The 17,905-nt window shown below is 56.7% G+C and carries 15 protein-coding genes; 8 read left to right on the top strand and 7 right to left on the bottom strand.

The window, feature by feature from the left end; translation table 11 throughout:
* Positions 1-67 precede the first annotated feature (67 nt).
* Together ptsP and rppH are read right to left on the bottom strand one after the other, a co-directional pair.
* On the bottom strand, positions 68-2,314 hold the full coding sequence (ptsP, locus tag ACMGG1_RS03890; protein ID WP_020828399.1) for a phosphoenolpyruvate--protein phosphotransferase: 2,247 nt from the start codon (positions 2,312-2,314) through the stop codon (positions 68-70).
* 12 nt (positions 2,315-2,326) lie between these two features.
* Positions 2,327-2,854, bottom strand: coding sequence for an RNA pyrophosphohydrolase (gene rppH, locus ACMGG1_RS03885; protein WP_012146527.1), 528 nt, complete (start codon positions 2,852-2,854; stop codon positions 2,327-2,329).
* A gap of 696 nt (positions 2,855-3,550) precedes the next feature.
* Between rppH and mutH the strand changes: the two genes are divergently transcribed.
* The 4 genes from mutH (at position 3,551) to ACMGG1_RS03865 (ending at position 6,662) form a co-directional block, all read left to right on the top strand.
* The gene (gene mutH, locus ACMGG1_RS03880) at positions 3,551-4,237 is read left to right on the top strand and encodes a DNA mismatch repair endonuclease MutH (protein ID WP_046372754.1); all 687 of its coding nucleotides are present in this window, start codon (positions 3,551-3,553) and stop codon (positions 4,235-4,237) included.
* Between the two features lie 95 nt (positions 4,238-4,332).
* Positions 4,333-5,049, top strand: a complete 717-nt coding sequence (locus ACMGG1_RS03875) for a TerC family protein (RefSeq protein ID WP_048760797.1) — start codon at positions 4,333-4,335, stop codon at positions 5,047-5,049.
* A gap of 173 nt (positions 5,050-5,222) precedes the next feature.
* Positions 5,223-5,441 (top strand): YgdI/YgdR family lipoprotein, encoded by a 219-nt coding sequence (locus ACMGG1_RS03870; protein ID WP_020828402.1) that lies wholly within the window; start codon positions 5,223-5,225, stop codon positions 5,439-5,441.
* A 180-nt stretch (positions 5,442-5,621) separates the two neighbouring features.
* Positions 5,622-6,662, top strand: a complete 1,041-nt coding sequence (locus ACMGG1_RS03865; RefSeq protein WP_020828403.1) for an NADP(H)-dependent aldo-keto reductase — start codon at positions 5,622-5,624, stop codon at positions 6,660-6,662.
* A 33-nt stretch (positions 6,663-6,695) separates the two neighbouring features.
* Here ACMGG1_RS03865 and lplT read toward each other — a convergent pair whose 3' ends face one another.
* From lplT to ACMGG1_RS03850, 3 genes are all read right to left on the bottom strand, one after another.
* Complete coding sequence (lplT, locus tag ACMGG1_RS03860) at positions 6,696-7,892, bottom strand: lysophospholipid transporter LplT (protein WP_176984346.1); 1,197 nt, start codon at positions 7,890-7,892, stop codon at positions 6,696-6,698.
* Complete coding sequence (gene aas / locus ACMGG1_RS03855; RefSeq protein WP_046372752.1) at positions 7,892-10,045, bottom strand: bifunctional acyl-ACP--phospholipid O-acyltransferase/long-chain-fatty-acid--ACP ligase; 2,154 nt, start codon at positions 10,043-10,045, stop codon at positions 7,892-7,894. The genes lplT and aas overlap by 1 nt, the downstream gene beginning before the upstream one ends.
* A gap of 567 nt (positions 10,046-10,612) precedes the next feature.
* A complete protein-coding gene (locus tag ACMGG1_RS03850) occupies positions 10,613-12,871 on the bottom strand; it encodes a molybdopterin guanine dinucleotide-containing S/N-oxide reductase (RefSeq protein ID WP_414161162.1) in 2,259 nt (752 codons plus the stop codon).
* 219 nt (positions 12,872-13,090) lie between these two features.
* Here ACMGG1_RS03850 and galR point away from each other — a divergent pair, with 219 nt between their 5' ends.
* Positions 13,091-14,110 carry an HTH-type transcriptional regulator GalR gene (gene galR / locus ACMGG1_RS03845; protein WP_020828407.1) on the top strand — a complete coding sequence of 340 codons (1,020 nt, stop codon included), beginning with the start codon at positions 13,091-13,093 and terminating at the stop codon, positions 14,108-14,110.
* Here the strand turns inward: galR and ACMGG1_RS03840 are convergent.
* Positions 14,107-14,562: a GNAT family N-acetyltransferase gene (locus tag ACMGG1_RS03840; protein WP_046372750.1), complete on the bottom strand. Its 456-nt coding sequence runs from the start codon at positions 14,560-14,562 to the stop codon at positions 14,107-14,109. The two genes, galR and ACMGG1_RS03840, sit on opposite strands and share 4 nt — an antisense overlap.
* Before the next feature lie 151 nt (positions 14,563-14,713).
* Between ACMGG1_RS03840 and ACMGG1_RS03835 the strand changes: the two genes are divergently transcribed.
* The 3 genes from ACMGG1_RS03835 to ACMGG1_RS03825 all read left to right on the top strand — a co-directional run bounded on the left by ACMGG1_RS03835 (position 14,714) and on the right by ACMGG1_RS03825 (position 16,516).
* Positions 14,714-15,724 (top strand): LacI family DNA-binding transcriptional regulator, encoded by a 1,011-nt coding sequence (locus tag ACMGG1_RS03835; protein WP_414161161.1) that lies wholly within the window; start codon positions 14,714-14,716, stop codon positions 15,722-15,724.
* 139 nt (positions 15,725-15,863) lie between these two features.
* On the top strand, positions 15,864-16,208 hold the full coding sequence (locus ACMGG1_RS03830; protein ID WP_174574707.1) for a type II toxin-antitoxin system RelE/ParE family toxin: 345 nt from the start codon (positions 15,864-15,866) through the stop codon (positions 16,206-16,208).
* A 5-nt stretch (positions 16,209-16,213) separates the two neighbouring features.
* Positions 16,214-16,516: a helix-turn-helix domain-containing protein gene (locus ACMGG1_RS03825; protein WP_020828411.1), complete on the top strand. Its 303-nt coding sequence runs from the start codon at positions 16,214-16,216 to the stop codon at positions 16,514-16,516.
* A gap of 30 nt (positions 16,517-16,546) precedes the next feature.
* On the opposite strand, the gene lysA is transcribed toward ACMGG1_RS03825, so the two are convergent.
* Positions 16,547-17,809, bottom strand: coding sequence for a diaminopimelate decarboxylase (gene lysA, locus ACMGG1_RS03820; protein WP_414161160.1), 1,263 nt, complete (start codon positions 17,807-17,809; stop codon positions 16,547-16,549).
* Positions 17,810-17,905: the final 96 nt, after the last annotated feature.

Below are 17,905 nucleotides of genomic sequence, written 5' to 3'. Positions count from 1 at the left end.
AAGCTTAAGCGTCTCCGGACTGGACTGCTGGGAAAAGTTCTGTAAAAAAATCAGTCAGCCTGCGGCGCTACTTGCCGCCGCGGATCAACCCGCCCATGCCGCGCCGCTCCATAAACGCCGCCACCTGATGGCGCACTTCGGTGGTCATTTGGGCACTGAGTACCCGCTGCGCCAGCACTTCGGCATCGGAGAGCTCAATATGCCGCAGCAGATATTTGATCCGCGCCACGCTACGTCCGTTCATGCTCAGGTTGCGGTAGCCCATGCCCACCAGCAGCAAGGCCCCCATGGGATCGCCGGCCAGTTCACCGCACAACCCCACCGGCAGCCCGACGGCCTGGGCCTGAACGACAATCATCTTGAGCACCTGCAGCATGGAAGGATGCAGGCTGTCGTACAGCGACGCCACTCGGGTATTGTTGCGATCAACCGCCAACAGGTACTGGGTCAGGTCGTTGGTACCGACGGAAATAAACTCCACCCGCCCGGCCAGATGCGGGATCAGGAAGATCATCGACGGCACTTCAAGCATTACGCCAAGTTTGGGTTTGGGAATTTCATACCCCAGCACTTCTTCTACTTCCCGCCCAGCGCGGTCGATCAGGCGTCGGGCCTCGTCGATCTCTTCCAGACTGGTGATCATCGGCAGCAAAATGCCCAGATTGCCGGTACCGGCATTGGCACGCAGCATGGCGCGCACCTGGATCAGGAAGATTTCCGGCTGATCCAGGGTGATGCGGATACCGCGCCAACCCAGACAGGGGTTTTCTTCGCTGATAGGCATATAAGGCAGCTGCTTATCGGCGCCGATATCCAGCGTGCGCAGCGTCACCGGCTTGTTCGGATAGAGCTGCAACATACCCTGATATTGGGCGACCTGTTCCTCTTCTGAAGGGAAGCCACTCTGCAGCATAAATGGAATTTCGGTACGGTAGAGGCCGACGCCATCGACGCGCCCTCCCAGCAATTGCTCGTGTTCCGGGCTAAGACCGGCGTTGAGCATCACCTGCACTCGCTCGCCGCTTTTGAGCTGAGCCGGCTGTTCGACATCGTCTTCCGCCAATCGGCTTAATTCCAGCTCTTCGCTGATCAGCCGCTGGTATTCCTGCACCAGCACCGGCTCAGGATCAACCAGCAGCTCGCCGCGATAGCCATCGACAATCAGCAGGCGCTGGCTGAGCAATGCAGGCTGGATATCCGCCCCCATCACCGTCGGCACACCCATTGCCCGCACCAAAATAGCCGCGTGTGAGTTGGCGGCACCGTCGCGGACCACCACGCCGACCAGCCTGTCCTGTGGCATTTCGGCCAACAGGGTAGCGGTCAGTTCATCGGCCACCAGCACAAAACGCGCCGGCCACTGGGTTGCGCCCTGAGTGGTATCGTCGAGGTGGAATAAAAGGCGCTGACCGAGCGCGCGCAGATCGCTGGCGCGCTCGCGCATGTAGGTGTCTTGCAGGCTGGCGAACTGGGCGGCAAAGACTTCGATCACCTGCTTCACCGCCCATTCGGCTACGGAGCCGGCATCGATCTCGGCGAAGAGTTCGCGCTTGAGGCGGGCGTCGTTCAGCAGGTGAGAGTAAAGATCGAAAATCGCCGCGCTCTCTTTTTGCGAGCTGGCGGCAAAGCGCTTGCTGAAACGGCGGAATTCCGCCCCGGCTTCTTCCAGCGCCTGGGTCAGGCGTTCACGTTCGCTGGCGGTATCGAGCGTTGAGGCCTTGTAAACCTGATCGAGTGACGGCTGGCTGCTGTCCTGCCAACCTTCAGCCACCGCCACGCCAGGCGATGCCGCCAGCGCACGAATGCGCGTCTGGCGATACTGGCCAAAAAGAGCGTTAAGCTGCGATTGCGATAGGATACCGGCCATTTGCGTGGCCAGCGTCACCATAAAAGACTCTTCGCTTTCGTCGAACTGGCGCAGCTCACGCTGCTGAACCACCAATACGCCCAGCAGTTGGCGGCGATGAATGATCGGCACGCCGAGGAAGGATCGGAACCGATCCTCCTTCACCTGGGGAATATATTTGAAGCTGGGGTGGCTCTGCGCGTCCGCCAGGTTAATCGGCTCGGCACGGCGCCCAACCAGGCCGACGATGCCTTCATCAAAGGCCAGTGCGATAGTGCGCCCACGCGGTTTTTTTAACCCGCGTGTCGCCATCAGGTAATAACAGCGGCGGTCATTGTCTGCCAGATAGATGGAACAGACTTCCGTATCCATTGCCAGACAGGTTTCATTGACCAAAAGATCCAGCGCATCTGTCAGGCTGGCCGCCGCGGCCACCTTCTCAACAATTTCTCGCAAGCGCGTGAGCATAGTCGGCTTAACTTAACCTCTCTTCCGGCGATAAGCGGGGGTCTGCCGCTGCGCTGCCTGCTCCTGCATCGGCATCACGGTGACGGCGAATTCTTTCATCACCCGGCGGTAAACGTCGCGTTTGAACGACACCACCTGGCGCACCGGATACCAAAAGCTCACCCAGCGCCAGCCGTCAAACTCCGGCGTGCTGCTGCGTTGCATATTGATATCAGCGTCATTGCACATTAACTGCAAAAGAAACCATTTCTGCTTTTGGCCGATACAAACCGGCTTTGTGTCCCAACGCACCAAACGTTTTGGCAATTTATAGCGCAACCAGTTGCGGGTTGAGGCCAGGATACGCACATCCTTTTTGCTCAGCCCCACTTCTTCGAACAGCTCACGGTACATTGCCTGTTCTGCGGTTTCACCGGGGTTGATCCCCCCTTGGGGAAACTGCCAGGAGTGTTGACCGTAACGGCGAGCCCACAGGACTTGCCCCTGACGATTACAGATTACGATACCAACATTCGGGCGGTAGCCATCATCATCGATCACCGGACTACCTCGATAAGCTTAAATTCGCATAGATACCCTGATTGTTTCACACAAGCTACAGGCGGTAAACCACTGCTTTGCGGCGGTGCAGACCGGATAACATTGGGATAACTCACAGATAATGGCAAAGTTATAAACATGTGAAGCCGTTTACACGCGGTTTTATTCACTTTTTCTGTGGATAGGTGTGTGAAGAACTCAAGGGATAAGCCGGTAAAACTCTGGTGAACTCAAAATCACCATAAAAACAAAAACAAAATTACACCATTAAAAACATAAAGTTATTTATTTATCAACAACCCTATACAGAGTAAAAATGTGATCTATATCCGTTTAGGATCTTACCCTGGCGAAAGATCCACCAACGTCGTTTTTATCCACAGATTATCCGTATGAGTTACGCACAAAACGGACAATTTCGCAAAAAACCCCCTGAGTCAAGGCTGTAAATCGAACCAGTGATCGGTAAAAATTTGGGTTATCCCATAAATCTGTGGATAAATAGGTGTAAGATCCTGTTTATTGTCGGTGGCTTCAGGTGCACAAGCGTCGCCCTGAATTTTTCCCCCGTCATGTAGCGGGAAAAAAGTCATGGAAAATCATGCTACTATTATTCTTTTCCCCAGACCTTACCCACCAAGGTTCGCTGTGTACAAATACAGTACGTTTTTCAACCAAATCTAGCAGGTTCGCATTATGGCGTTTTTATCTCCTCTGCCCCCTCCTCCAGAAAATGAACAGCAACTGTTTGAACGGGCGCAGCAGCTTGCCGGCTGTCAGTTGGGAGAACTGGCGACACGTGCGCAGTTGCCTATTCCCAAAGACCTGAAGCGGGATAAAGGATGGGTTGGCATGCTGCTGGAGCAGTATCTTGGCGCCATGGCCGGCAGCAAGCCGGAACAGGATTTTCCCGAGTTGGGCATCGAGCTGAAAACCATCCCGATAGACGCCGCCGGCAAGCCGCTGGAAACCACTTTCGTCTGCGTAGCGCCCTTGACCGGCAACAGCGGCGTCACCTGGGCCAGCAGCCACGTACGGCATAAGCTGGCGCGGGTGCTGTGGATCCCGGTGGAAGGCGAGCGGCAGATTCCGCTGGCACAGCGGCGCATAGGTTCACCACTGTTGTGGAGCCCGAACGAAGAAGAAGAAGAGATGCTGCGCCGCGACTGGGAAGAACTGATGGATTTGATCGTGCTTGGCCACGTAGAACGGATCACCGCACGACACGGTGAAGTGCTGCAACTACGCCCCAAGGCGGCCAACAGTAAAGCCCTGACCGAAGCCATCGGCGAACAAGGTCAGCCGATCCTCACATTACCGCGCGGTTTCTATTTGAAAAAAAGTTTCACCGCCGCGCTGCTGGCAAGACATTTCTTAATCTGATCGCTTTTGTTTAGGCTGTGTTTAGCTAACAGTGTCGCCGTATCAATAAACGCGTATAATTCAGCCTTTGCTTTTTATTAAGGTGTGGCTAGGCAATGTTCGAATGGATTATGGATCCCAATGCCTGGTTAGCGTTAGGTACGCTGACCATTCTTGAGATCATTCTGGGTATTGATAACATTATTTTCCTTTCCCTGGTGGTGTCTAAACTGCCGAAAGCCCAGCAGAACAAGGCGCGTCGCATCGGGCTGGCCGGCGCAATGTTAATGCGTCTGGGGCTGTTGGCCTCTATCGCCTGGGTGATCCGTCTGACCCATCCGCTGTTTACCGTCATGGATCACAGCGTTTCAGCTCGCGATCTGATCCTGCTGCTGGGCGGGCTGTTCCTGATTTGGAAAGCCAGTAAAGAGATCCATGAAACCATCGAAGGGTCGGACGAAGAGCACCACACTAAAGTGCACGGCTTCTTCGGTGCCATCGTGCAGATCATGCTGCTGGATATCATTTTCAGCCTGGATTCAGTGATCACCGCGGTAGGCCTGTCCGATCATCTGTTTATCATGATGGCAGCAGTAGTGATTGCCGTGGGCGTTATGATGTTTGCCGCCCGGCCGATTGGCGAGTTCGTTAACCGCCACCCTTCGGTGAAAATGCTGGCGCTGGCATTCTTGATCCTGGTGGGCTTCACCCTGATGCTGGAAAGCTTCCAGGTGCATGTACCTAAAGGCTACATCTACTTTGCGATGTTCTTCTCGATGTCGGTAGAAGCACTCAACCTGATGCGCAGCAAGAAAAAACCCGCCTCTGAGTAATCCCCCAACGGGAGCGAGCGTAAGCCGCTCCCGTTAATATTTTTGTATCCCCCGCACAGTTTCAATGTCACTTTCTCTTACAGAGATAAGGACTTATCCGAAACACGATGCATCTATAGTTTGCTAATCTAGAAAGAAGCTTCTTTTTGCATACTTAACTGAGGATCCGCAGGATGAAAAAGTGGGTAATGGCAGTGTCTGCGTTGGTGATGGCCGCCGGGTTGGCGGGATGCTCCAGCGATTACGTGATGGCGACCAAAGACGGCAATATGATCCTGACTCAGGGCAAGCCAGAGATTGACCAAGATACCGGCCTGATCAGCTATAAAGACGAAAAAGGCAACCATCGCCAGATTAACGGCGATCAGGTTTCACAGGTCATCGAACGCTAGTTTCCCGATCGGCTATCGCCCCCGCATTGCGCGATAGCCCTCCCCGCACTGAATCCACTTCCCCCATCTTCTCGGCTTGGTTATAGTCGGCAAAGGCGATATCACCGCCTTGCAGATTGTTTGGCTCCTGTTTTATCGGGTGTATAGCCCGTAAGCGCTAACACGAAAGGAAGGCCGTTAATGCAATACCACCGTATTCCCCACAGTTCTTTAGAAGTGAGCGTACTGGGACTGGGCACCATGACCTTTGGCGAACAGAACAGTGAAGCCGATGCCCACGCGCAACTCGACTATGCATTAGCCGCTGGCATCAACCTGATCGATACCGCAGAGATGTACCCGGTACCGCCCCGCCCTGAAACCCAGGGGCTGACCGAACAGTACATCGGCAGTTGGATCAAGGCTCGCGGCAACCGTGAGAAACTGGTGCTGGCCAGCAAAATCGCCGGGCCGGTGCGCGGGACTGACAGCAGTATCCGCCCGCAGCAGGCGCTGGATCGCAAAAACATCCGTGCCGCGCTGGACGCCAGCCTGAAACGCCTCAACACCGATTATCTCGATCTCTACCAGTTGCATTGGCCGCAGCGTGCGACCAACTTCTTCGGTAAGCTCAACTATCAGTACACTGACGAAAAGGCTACCGTCACCCTGCTGGAAACGCTGGAAGCGCTGACCGAGCAGGTGCGCGCCGGTAAAATTCGTTATATCGGGGTGTCTAACGAAACGCCTTGGGGCGTGATGCGTTACCTGCAGTTGGCTGAAAAGCATGAGCTGCCGCGCATCGTCTCAATTCAGAACCCCTACAGCCTGTTGAACCGCAGTTTTGAGATTGCTCTGGCGGAGATCAGCCAGCACGAAGGCGTCGAACTGTTAGCCTATTCCAGCCTGGCGTTCGGCACCCTGAGCGGCAAGTATTTGAACGGCGCCAAACCGGCCGGTGCGCGAAATACGCTGTTTAGCCGCTTTAATCGTTATTCGGCCCCGCAAACGCAGTTGGCGATTGCCGAATACGTCGCATTAGCCAAAAAACACGGACTGGATCCTTCGCAGATGGCCCTGGCCTTTGTTCGCCAGCAACCCTTCGTTGCCAGTACCCTGCTGGGCGCCACCACGCTGGAACAGCTGAAAACCAACATCGACAGTTTCGACCTGGTGTTGAATGAAGACGTGCTTCAGGGGCTGGAGGAGATCCACACCCGCTTTACCATTCCTGCCCCCTAAATAATCAGGGGCGCCTAAACCGCGCCCCTTTGATTATTTTGCCCGTCGTTGCGACAACCACAGTGCGCCGATCGCCAGCGCGAAAACCACACCAAAACCGATCCCCACGCCGACCACCGGTACGCTGACTTTCACCGCCAGCGAATAGAGCCCGAGCATCAACAGCATGGCGGTGTTCTCGCCAAGGTTTTGCACCGCGATCGCGTTGCCTGCCCCCACCGATTTTTTGCCTCGCTCTTGCAACAACGCATTCAACGGCACCACAAAGAAGCCGCCCAAGACGCCGATAATCAGCAGTACCGCATAGGCGCTAAGCAGGGTAGTTTGCAGCGCAAATATCGCCACCGCTACACCAATCAAGATCCCGGCCGGCATACAGCGTTTCACGGTCTCAAGCGTAACGAAGCGAGCCGCGGCACCGGCGCCAACCACAATCCCCACCGCCACCATGGCATTCAACAACGTCGGCGTGGCGTTATCGGCGATACCCAGCGCCACCGGTACCCACAGCACCAACAGAAAGCGCAGCGTGACCCCTGCGCCCCAAAACAGGCTGGTACCAATCAATGAGAAACGGGTTTGCCCATCGTGCCACAGCACCACACAGGCGTTGAAGAAAGCGCGAGTCATGGCACGCGGCGTCCATGACGTCGCCGGATGTGCCGCAGGCAGGCGCGGAATATACAGGTTGGCGATCACCGCCGCTGCGTAAACCAGTGCACATACCGCCAGTGCGGCGACCACGTGCCAGTCTGCCAGGATGCCGCCGGCCACCGAGCCCAGCAGGATCGCCGCGATAGTGGAGGCCTCCATCAGGCCGTTGGCCTTGACCAGTTTCTCACCGCTGGTGATCTCACCCAAAATCCCATATTTGGCCGGTGAATAAGCTGCGGCACCCACGCCCACCAGGCTATAACCGAGGAACGGATCCAACCCGAAACAGATCACCAATGCGCCGGCCAGCTTCAGGCCGTTAGCCACCATCATCACCCGCCCTTTCGCAAAGCTGTCGGCAATCTGGCCGACAAAAGGCGCGAGAATGATATAGGTGGCGACAAACGCCATCTGCAGAATCGGCTGACTCCAGTCGGGATAAAGCTGTTGTTTGATCAGCGCCAGCGTGGCGAACAGCAACGCATTGTCACCGAACGCAGAGAGAAACTGTGCGCAAATGACGGCAATCATGCTGCGCGAAAGCAAGGGTGAATCAGTGTTCGACGACGGGTTCATCAGACAGTCTCCGGCTGTTCAGCCATTTTACGCAGGGTCACAAAATCCGGTTTGCCACTGCCCAGCACCGGCAGCGTTTTCAACAGACGAATATCACGCGGTACCGCCAGTTCAGGGCTGCCCAATTCACGCGCTGCCCGCAGCAAGGCTTCGCGGGTTACGCTTGCATCGGTAGTGAACAGCACCAGCGCCTCGCCCTTACTGCTGTCACTTTTCACCGTGGCGGCGTGCAGCCCTTCCGGCGATACGCGCTGTGCCAGCAGCTCCACGCTTTCCAGCGAGACCATTTCGCCCGCCAGTTTGGCAAAGCGCTTCACCCGACCGCGGATCACACAGTAGCCCTGTTCGTCCAGCGTGACGATATCGCCGGTATCGTACCAGCCCGGCTGCAGGTTGCCCTGTTCATCCTCTGCCGCTGGCGGCTCCAGCTCGCCCGGATGCTCCACCCGCAGATAGCCTTTCATGATATTCGGCCCACGCAGTTGCAGGCGTCCACCGTTCTCAATACCCGGCACCTTCATTAAACGCGCTTCCATATTCGGCATGATGCGCCCGACGGTACCCACCTTGGCCGCCAGCGGCACGTTGATTGACACCACCGGCGCACACTCGGTCACGCCATAGCCTTCCAGGATGCGAATACCGTATTTGTCCTGATAAATCTGTTTGGTGCTGTCCGCCAGCTTTTCCGCACCGGCTACCACATAGCGCAACCGGGCAAAGTCATACGGATGGGCAAAACGCGCATAGTTATTGAGGAAAGTGGCCGTGCCGAACAGTACGGTGCAGTTACGGTCATACACCAGCTCCGGCACCACGCGGTAATGCAGCGGACTGGGGTAGAGGAAGATGCGGCTGCCGGTCATCAACGGGGTCAGCAGCCCGACCGTCAAACCAAACGAGTGAAACAGCGGCAGCGACGACATAAAACGGTCGCGCGGAGTGAAGTCGGCAATGGTACGGATCTGCTCAACGTTGGCCAGCAGGCTGGCGTGGGAGTGCACCACGCCCTTCGGATTGCCCTCCGACCCCGAGGTGAACAAGATCAGTGCCGCATCGTCAGGCTGCTGCGGCAGCATGGCGCGCGCGGGTTGGAACAGATGACGCAGGATCCACAGCTTGTCCGCCAGGGTCACGGTATCTTTCAGATCCTCCAGATACACCCAGTTGGCCTCCGGCACCTGCTGCGGCAAATGTGTCAGCTTACCTTTTTCCAGGAACTGGCGCGAGGTGACGATGGTTTTAAGACTGGCGGCGAGCATGGCGCTTTTCAGGCCGTTGGAACCCGCGGTGTAGTTGAGCATCGCCGGGATACGGTTGCGCAGCGAGGCGCCAAAAATCGCCGCGGCGGTAATGGTGGCATTCGGCAATAGCATGCCGACATGTTCGCCCTCGGCGGTAAAGCGCTGCAGGATACGGCTGACGCCCAGCGCTTTTTTGATCAGTGTCTGGTAGCTGTCTTCCTTGAAGTTGATATCTTCAATGCACGGCTTGCTCCGACCATAGCGATGCTGCGCCGCCAGCAAAGCGCGGAACAGGGTCTGTGGCTCGCGCGTGTCCATACGCGCCTTCATCATGATCTGGTGCAAGCGATCGCCAGCCAGCATGCGACGTTCTCGGGCGCGTGGCGCGACCGGCATCGGCAATGACGTCGGCGGTAAAATACGGATGCTGATCTGCGGGAACCAACGGATCTTGAATACCCCGGCCATACGCCCAAAAGGGCTGAATTCGGCGCCATCAAGCCGTATCGGCACCACGGTCGCCCCCGATTTGGCGGCAATAAACGCGGCACCATCATAAATTTTCATCAGTGAGCCGGTCACGGTAATGCGCCCTTCGGGGAACACCACGATGGGCCGCCCTTGCTCGACCATGCGCACCAACTGTTTGATGGCCATCGGCTTGGTGGGATCGAGCGAAACGAAATCGATATAAGGCCGCAACCAGCGCATAAACCAGCGATCGCCAATGCTGGCGTAGACGGCAAACACCGGTTTGATCGGCAAAAACAGCGCCAACAGAATACCGTCGAGGAAGGAGATGTGATTGGGCGTAATCAGCAGCTTTTTCTGATCGAAATGTCGGGCGTCGCCCTCAACGCGTACCCGGTACAGCAGGCGGAACAGCACCCGCAGCATTGAAAAGATCATGCCCTTCTCCCTTTGCCCAAGATGAGCGTAAATGGTTGTAGGGAAAAGAATACTATATGGCAGGCAAAAAAAAACCTACGCATCCGCGTAGGTTGGTGCAATTGAAAATGGCTTCAACATACAGAGTATGCTGATTTCTCACCAATCAATACCTCTGGGATCACCTACTCTAGAGAGGTGGCGATTAAGAAACTACCGATCAATCGCAAGAGTTTTGCTCTAAATGCAACCAGCTGTAAATTTCCCGCGATGTACTGAAATAACTCAATGAAATGTAAATAGTCCTGCGGAATAAAAATACAAAATCAGATTTTACGCAGGCGGGACGGAGGGGGATCGGGCAAAAAAAAACCTACGCATCTGCGTAGGTTGGTGCAAATTAATATGGGCTCAACAAACAAGTTGCTGAAACTCACCAATCAATACCTCTGGGACGTTTAATTTACCCCGTTGAGCCGAAAACCAGCCAGCGGCCAATCGAAACATTAGGGCGCAAAGTGTAACCAGCGGTGTATCCCCACGGCCTTTCAAGCCACAGCGAGCTCGCCTTGCCGTGGGGCTGGATGTTTATCGTACGCTCACTTCTACCAGGCAGCTCATGGCGTTCGGCCCTTGAGTCAATGGCGAGGTACCGATATCCAGCGTTAACACGTTCGGGTTGCCGGACTGTTCCACCTGCAGGCGCTCGGCACCAAAACCTGGATCAAACCAGGCGCCGGTTGCCATCAGCACTACGCCCTGGGTGACGCCATCGGTGATCGCTACGCCTGCCAGGCAATTGCCACGCGCGTTGCTGACCTGTACCTCCGCCCCCTCGGCAATGCCGCGCCTGGCTGCATCTTCCGGGTGCATATACAGCGTTTCGCGCCCGGCCGTTTTATTGCCCTGCGCCAGCGGCGCCGGATCCATTTGGCTGTGCAGGCGATCGCTCGGTTGGATGGATATCAGGTGCAATGGCCACTTTTTGGCCTCCGGTGCCCCCAGCCACTCGACTGGCGGCTGCCACTGCGGATGCGGGGCAAAATCGGCATAGCGATAACCGGCGATTTTCTCGCTGAACAACTCAATCTTGCCGCTCGGCGTTTGCAGCGGATGGGCCTGCGGATCGGCACGAAAATCGTCGAAGAACACGAATTCTTTCGCCGGTGCCGGCAGCTCGACGTAGCCTTTGCGCCAAAAATCCTCAAACTCGGGCCATTCTACGCCGGTCCCCGCCTGCGCCTGGCCGCATTGTTGATAGATAGATTCGATCCAGGCCCGCTCGTCGCGGTTTTCGGTGAACTGCTCACGGTAACCGAGCCGCTCCGCCAGATCGGCAAAAATATCAAAGTCGTTACGTGCCTGATGCTGTGGCGCAATGGCCTGATGCATCGCCAATACGTAGCGATCGCGCGATGAACCGCCGATATCGTTACGTTCCAGCGAGGTGGTAACCGGCAACACGATGTCCGCCATCTTGGCCGCCGGCGTCCACCAGATATCCTGCACTATCACCGTATCCGGTTTTTGCCAGCCTTCCACCAGCCGGTTTAGCTGCTGGTGATGATGGAACGGGTTGCCGCCGGCCCAGTGCACCAAATGAATATCCGGATACTGGTGCATCTCGCCACGGAACTGATAGGAGCCGCCGGGTTGCAACAGCATGTCGCAGATACGCGCCACCGGGATGGCCAGCCCGCAAGGGTTGGCGCCGACCGGCATCATGGGTCCCGGCGTATCCACCCGCGGGTTGCCGACCCCGTTCATCGAGCCGTGACCAAAGGAGAAACCGCCCCCCGGCAGCCCCACCTGGCCGAGCATCGCCGACAAGGCAATCATCATCCAGTAGGGTTGTTCACCGCGATGGGCACGCTGAACCGAATAGGAACAGGTGATAAAACTGCGCACGCCGATCAGTTGCTGCGCCAGCAAACCGATACGCGCCGCCGGAATGCCGGTGATGACACTGGCCCATTCGGGCGTTTTTGCCACGCCGTCGTCGGTGCCGCGCAGATAATCCGCCAACTGGCTATAGCCGGTGCAGTGGCTATAGAGGAAAGCTTCATCCTGAGCGCCACGGCGCTGGATTTCATACGCCAGTGCCAGCATCAGCGCCACGTCGGTATTCGGGCGAATTGGGATCCATTCGGCATTAACAAATTCCGGGCAGTCATCACGCATCGGGCTGATGTTGATCACCGGAGTGCCTTTTTTCACCAGCTTTTGCAGCCAGGGTTTGAGCGAGTGCTCCGCCGCACCGCCGGAAGAGACCTGGGCATTTTTCAACGCCAGGCCACCGAAGGCCACAAACAGCTCGCAGTGCTCAACCACGCTGGGCCAGCTGGTGACACGGCCGGTCAATGGTGTGAAAGTGCCGATCACATACGGCAGGAAAAACTGGGCCGCTCCCCAGCTGTAGTTGCCCAACTGATCGACACCGCCGCCGCCAGCAAAATAAAAACGGCGCACCAGCGAACGAGCGTGGTGCAGGCGCCCGGCAGATGACCAGCCATAGGAACCGGTAAACAAGCCGGAGGGGCCGTAGCGATCGCGCACGCGCCGGTTTTCTTCCGCCACCAGGTCGAGCGCCAGCTCCCAATCCACTTCGACAAAATCCTCGCGGCCACGTAGCGTACGGTCGCTGCCTTCACGCTTTTGCAGCCAGGAACGGCGCACGGACGGCTTGCGGATGCGCTTGTCGGAATAGGCCATCGGCGCGATGGAGTCGAGCATTGGGGAAGGATCCGGATCGTCGGCAAACGGCTCACAACGGATAAGCCTGCCGTCTTCAACCACGGCGGTATAGGCGCCCCAGTGAGCGAGTTGCGGATAGCGTTTAATCGACATGGTGTTCTCAGCCAAGAATGGATGCCCAAAAATAGCATTAGCCGATGCGCAGCGCCAAAGCACAAATGGCTCTATCACTGAGCGGCACAGGTCTAAGCTCGGGGTAAATTGCCCATATCTGCAACAGCCGCCACAAGTTACGATCGCCAGCGCTTGCAGCCCCGGGCTTTTTCCGCAAGACTGAGGGATGTAAGCGATTACCCAGGATGTATGACAGATATGGCTACCATAAAGGATGTTGCCAGGCTGGCGGGTGTTTCCGTGGCCACGGTATCCCGCGTAATAAACAATTCTCCCAAGGCCAGCGAAGGCTCACGCACCGCCGTGCTGGCTGCGATGGAACAACTGCAGTATCACCCAAACGCCAATGCCCGCGCGCTGGCGCAGCAATCGACCGAAACTCTCGGGCTGATCGTTTCCGACGTCTCCGATCCTTTCTTTGGTGCCATGGTCAAGGCCGTGGAACAGGTGGCCTACGCCACCCACAATTTCCTGCTGATTGGCAACGGTTACCACGAGGCAGAAAAAGAGCGTCAGGCGATTGAACAGCTGGTACGCCACCGTTGTGCCGCGCTGGTGGTACATGCCAAAAAGCTGACCGACCGTGAGTTAAGCGGGTGGATGCAGCAGATCCCGGGCATGGTGCTGATTAACCGCACGCTGCCGGGGTTTGAATCGCGCTGCGTGGCGCTCGACGATCGCTACGGTGCCTGGCTGGCGACCCGCCACCTGATCCAACAGGGGCACCAGCGTATTGCCATCATCTGCTCCACCCACCAAATTTCCGACGCGGCGGACCGTCTGCAGGGCTATCTCGATGCATTGCAGGAGCACGGCATTGCGGTAGATGAAAAACTGATTGCCTACGGCGAGCCAGACGAGATTGGCGGCGAACAGGCGATGACCGAGCTGCTCGGGCGCGGTAAAAACTTCACCGCGGTCACCTGCTACAACGACTCAATGGCCGCCGGTGCCCTTTCGGTACTGAGCGACAACAGCGTGGATGTGCCGGGGCAGATGTCGCTGATTGGTTTCGATGACGTGCTGATTTCACGCTACCTGCGGCCGCGTCTGACCACTATTCGCTATCCGGTGGTGGCCATGGCGACCCAGGCGGCCGAACTGGCGCTGGCACTGGCCAACAATCAGCCGCTGCCGGAGATCACCAACATGTTCAGCCCGACGCTGGTGCGCCGCCATTCGGTGGCCAGCATCAATAACGTTTACGAGCAGAACTAGATCAACTCCCGGTGATACAGCCGCACCGGGCGATCGGGGTAATCCAGCGCATCGCCAATGTAGCGCCAACCATGGCGCTCATAATAGCCGCTAAAGTCACTGTAGAGATAAAGCTCACTGAAGCCGGTGCGTCGGGCGTAGTCTTGCACATGCTGCTGCAACCGCAGCCCCAGACCGCTGCCGCGCTGGCTTTCGTCGACATACAGCGCCGCCAGCCAGGGCGTCAGATCCTGCCGGCTGATCAAGTCGCAGCGCCATAAGCCGACGGTGCCAACCACTTTATCGTCCTGCAGGGCGATAAAAGTAATGGGCAAATCGGCTCCGCACAGCCCGCTGTCCACCACGCTGGCGAAAAATGCCCGGCTGCTTTCGCTGCCAAACGCCTGCCACAGCCAATCAATCACCTGACCGCGATGCTGTGGATAATCCGCCAGAAGCCTAATCTCAGTCATCTCTTCTCTCTTTTCCCATTGTCTGGCATCAGTCTACGGACGTTGCGCCACAACACAATCCCGGCGGAAAAATCCCACGCAGCCAAGGGGTAAGCCTATGCTAGACTGAGCGTTATTTGCCACTGCGGATGTTGAAAGGGGTAAGCCACTGATGATCACCATGTTGGATGTTTCCATTCGCGCGGGGGTATCCAAAGCCACGGTTTCACGCGTGTTAAATGGCACCGGCCAGGTGAAAAAGAGCACCCGCGATGCGGTGTTCAAGGCCATGGATGATTTGGGTTACCGCCCGAACTTCCTCGCCCAATCGCTGGCAAACAAAAGCTCCAACAGCATTGGCCTGGTAGTGTCCAATTTCGACGGCCCCTACTTCGGACGCCTGCTTCGTCGCGCAGCCAAGCTGATCGAGGCCAGCGGCAAACATCTGATTGTGACCGACGGCCACGACACGCCGGAAGATGAACTGCAGGCGGTACAGCTGCTGGCGGATCGCCGCTGTGATGCCATCATCCTGTATACCCGTTTCATGTCAGAAACTGCGCTGATGAAGCTGCTGGACAGCCTGCCGGTGCCGATTATGGTGATCAACCGGGATCTGCCACAGGCGCGCGCACGCTGCGTGTTCTTCGAACAGCAAAAGGCGGCCTTCCATGCGGTGGAGTATCTGATTCGGCAGGGGCATCGCGAGATCGCCTGCATTACCGGCCCCATCGCCACGCCAACAGCACAGGCGCGGCTGGCAGGTTATCAACAAGCGTTAGAGCAGCACCATATTGCCTTCAATGAAGCCCGCGTGGCCTACGGTGACAGCAGCGTGCAAAGCGGATATCAGGGCACCCGGCGTTTGCTGGCCGAGCATATCGATTTCAGCGCGCTGTTCGCCTGCAACGACGACATGGCGGTCGGCGCGATGAAGGCGCTGCACGATGCGGGTAAACGCCTGCCGCAGGATGTCTCACTGTTCGGCTTTGACGACGAGCCCAGCGCCGCCTATTTGCAACCTGCACTATCTACCGTGTATCTGCCGATCGACGTGATGATCGAAGCCGCCATCAGCCAGGCTTTTCGCCTGATCAATGGGGAAGACACACAGCCACTCACCCCGTTCACCGGCGAACTGCGGCTGCGTGAATCGGTGCTCCCCGGGCCTTACGCCGACTGATCCCTCCGGGCGCTGTCGCAGATTGCGTACAGCGCCGTATTTCTTCAACGCCAATTTCCCTTCCCTGCCACCAATCCGCATATTGTCAAGACAATAACCTTTACACTATATAGCTTAAAAGCTATATTCGGAGTTTGACATGTGGCAGATCGTGACCGTCGAACGATTCGACAACTGGTTTTTATCATTAAACAGCGATCAACAAAAAAGCGTGCTGGTAGGAATATTCAAACTGCAGGAATTCGGCCCCTTGTTGGCGCGTCCTCATGCCGACACGCTGAATCACAAAAACCAAATACAGCATCTGAAAGAGTTACGTATTCAGCATCGCGGTCGGCCGTTTCGGATTTTCTTCGCCTTCGATCCGCAACGACAAGCGGTCCTGCTTTGCGGTGGCGATAAAACCGGTAATAAACGCTTCTATCAACAAATGTTGCCGATCGCCATCAGAGAGTTTTCACATTACTTGGCAACCCAGAGGTAACGTAAATGGCCAAACCCTTATCAGATCTGATCGACAGACTCGATCCCACCGTAGTTGAAGCTGCGCAACAGAAAGCGGACAAAGAAATTTTTGAACTGCGGCTGGCAATGCTTCGGGAAGAACTGGCGGTGTCTCAGGTGGAACTGGCCAAGCGGCTTGGTATCAGCCAACCTTCGGTCGCCAACCTGGAAAAACGCGGCAGCGAAATTAAACTCTCTTCACTCAAACGCTATATCGAAGCCATGGGGGGAACGCTATCGCTGGAAGTTCAGCTCCCGAACGGCCAGCATCGACGGATGACGCTGTAAAATGGGCGCAGCAAACTGCGCCCAAAAGCATCAGATCATTTCCAGCGCAATCAGCTCTTCGATGGTCTGGCGACGACGGATCAGGCGCGGTTCACCGTTCTCAAACAGCACTTCCGGCAGCAGCGGGCGGCTATTGTAGTTTGAAGACATAGACGCGCCATAAGCACCGGTGTCATGGAACACCAGATAATCGCCAACCTGCACCGGCGGCAGCTTGCGGGTTTCAATACCGCCCCCGGCCTGCTGAGTAAAGACGTCTCCGGATTCACACAGCGGTCCGGCAATCACGGTTTCACGCAGTGGCTGGTGTGCGGTATCACGACCGTCGGCCGGCAGCAGGGATATGTGGTGATAGCTGCCGTACATTGCCGGACGCATCAAATCATTAAAACCGGCATCCACCAGCACAAAGTGCCGGCTGCCCATGTCTTTCACTGCGCGCACCTCGGCGACCAGCACACCGGCTTCCGCCATCAGGAAACGGCCCGGTTCGATCTCCAGCTTCACCGGATGACCCAAATGTGCGGCAATACGCTCGCGGGCGCTGTTCCACAAACCAAAATAGTGTTCGGTATCGATCGCCTCTTCGCCGTACTGATAGGGGATCGACAGCCCGCCTCCGGCAGAAATCGCACTGATGTCCTGGCCGAGGTCGATCACCTGTTGCACCATGGCGTCACACACGCGCTCCAGATGCTGGTAGTCCACCCCCGACCCTATATGCATATGCACGCCAATCAGCTTCAGACCGTATTGCTGAATTTTTTCCACCGCCTGCGGTAAGTCGGCATACCAAATACCGTGCTTGCTGTTCTCACCGCCGGTGTTGGTTTTCTGGCTATGGCCGTGACCGAAACCTGGATTGATGCGCAGCCACACCGGATGCCCGTCAGAGACCTGCCCCAGCTGTTCCAGCATGTCGATCGAACCGACGTTGACCGGGATTTTCAATTCGCTGACGCGCGCCAGAGTCGCGTGATCGAGCACATCGGCGGTAAACACGATTTCGCTTGGTTCGCCACCCGGCTGAAAACCGGCCTGCAATGCACGCTCAATCTCGCCTAACGACACCGAGTCCACCTTGACGCCCTGCTCACGCATCAGGCGCAAAATATGAATATTCGAGCAGGCCTTCTGGGCAAAACGGATCACGTCAAAATGCCGCAATTGGCTGATGCGCTCGCTGATAATCGCTGCGTCATAGGCCCACACAGGGCAACCAAAGCGCTGAGGCAGCGCCAATAGGTTAGCGGCGTTAAGAGCGGTAGAAGTGTCGTGCAAAGCGCGTGGCATAGTGATGTTCCCGGTTCGAAAATGGTATGCCCACAATATTGCCGCACTCTTTCTCGGGTGGAAAATATCTATTTAGCCAGAGTCTATTCATTTATG

It is taken from the genome of Serratia sp. BNK-12 (assembly GCF_047456085.1).
Taxonomy (GTDB): Bacteria; Pseudomonadota; Gammaproteobacteria; order Enterobacterales; family Enterobacteriaceae; genus Serratia; species Serratia liquefaciens.
Note: the sequence above shows the minus strand (reverse complement) of the source record. Positions and strands in the feature narration are given on the sequence as shown.

Coding starts and splice junctions, on each gene's coding strand:
- ACMGG1_RS03875 (WP_048760797.1), top strand. CDS start 4,333: ATGTTCGAATGGATTATGGATCCCAATGCCTGGTTAGCGTTAGGTACG.
- aas (WP_046372752.1), bottom strand. CDS start 10,045: ATGATCTTTTCAATGCTGCGGGTGCTGTTCCGCCTGCTGTACCGGGTA.
- lysA (WP_414161160.1), bottom strand. CDS start 17,809: ATGCCACGCGCTTTGCACGACACTTCTACCGCTCTTAACGCCGCTAAC.
- ACMGG1_RS03870 (WP_020828402.1), top strand. CDS start 5,223: ATGAAAAAGTGGGTAATGGCAGTGTCTGCGTTGGTGATGGCCGCCGGG.
- ACMGG1_RS03865 (WP_020828403.1), top strand. CDS start 5,622: ATGCAATACCACCGTATTCCCCACAGTTCTTTAGAAGTGAGCGTACTG.
- ACMGG1_RS03840 (WP_046372750.1), bottom strand. CDS start 14,562: ATGACTGAGATTAGGCTTCTGGCGGATTATCCACAGCATCGCGGTCAG.
- ACMGG1_RS03850 (WP_414161162.1), bottom strand. CDS start 12,871: ATGTCGATTAAACGCTATCCGCAACTCGCTCACTGGGGCGCCTATACC.
- lplT (WP_176984346.1), bottom strand. CDS start 7,892: ATGAACCCGTCGTCGAACACTGATTCACCCTTGCTTTCGCGCAGCATG.
- mutH (WP_046372754.1), top strand. CDS start 3,551: ATGGCGTTTTTATCTCCTCTGCCCCCTCCTCCAGAAAATGAACAGCAA.
- ACMGG1_RS03835 (WP_414161161.1), top strand. CDS start 14,714: ATGATCACCATGTTGGATGTTTCCATTCGCGCGGGGGTATCCAAAGCC.
- ACMGG1_RS03825 (WP_020828411.1), top strand. CDS start 16,214: ATGGCCAAACCCTTATCAGATCTGATCGACAGACTCGATCCCACCGTA.
- galR (WP_020828407.1), top strand. CDS start 13,091: ATGGCTACCATAAAGGATGTTGCCAGGCTGGCGGGTGTTTCCGTGGCC.
- ptsP (WP_020828399.1), bottom strand. CDS start 2,314: ATGCTCACGCGCTTGCGAGAAATTGTTGAGAAGGTGGCCGCGGCGGCC.
- ACMGG1_RS03830 (WP_174574707.1), top strand. CDS start 15,864: ATGTGGCAGATCGTGACCGTCGAACGATTCGACAACTGGTTTTTATCA.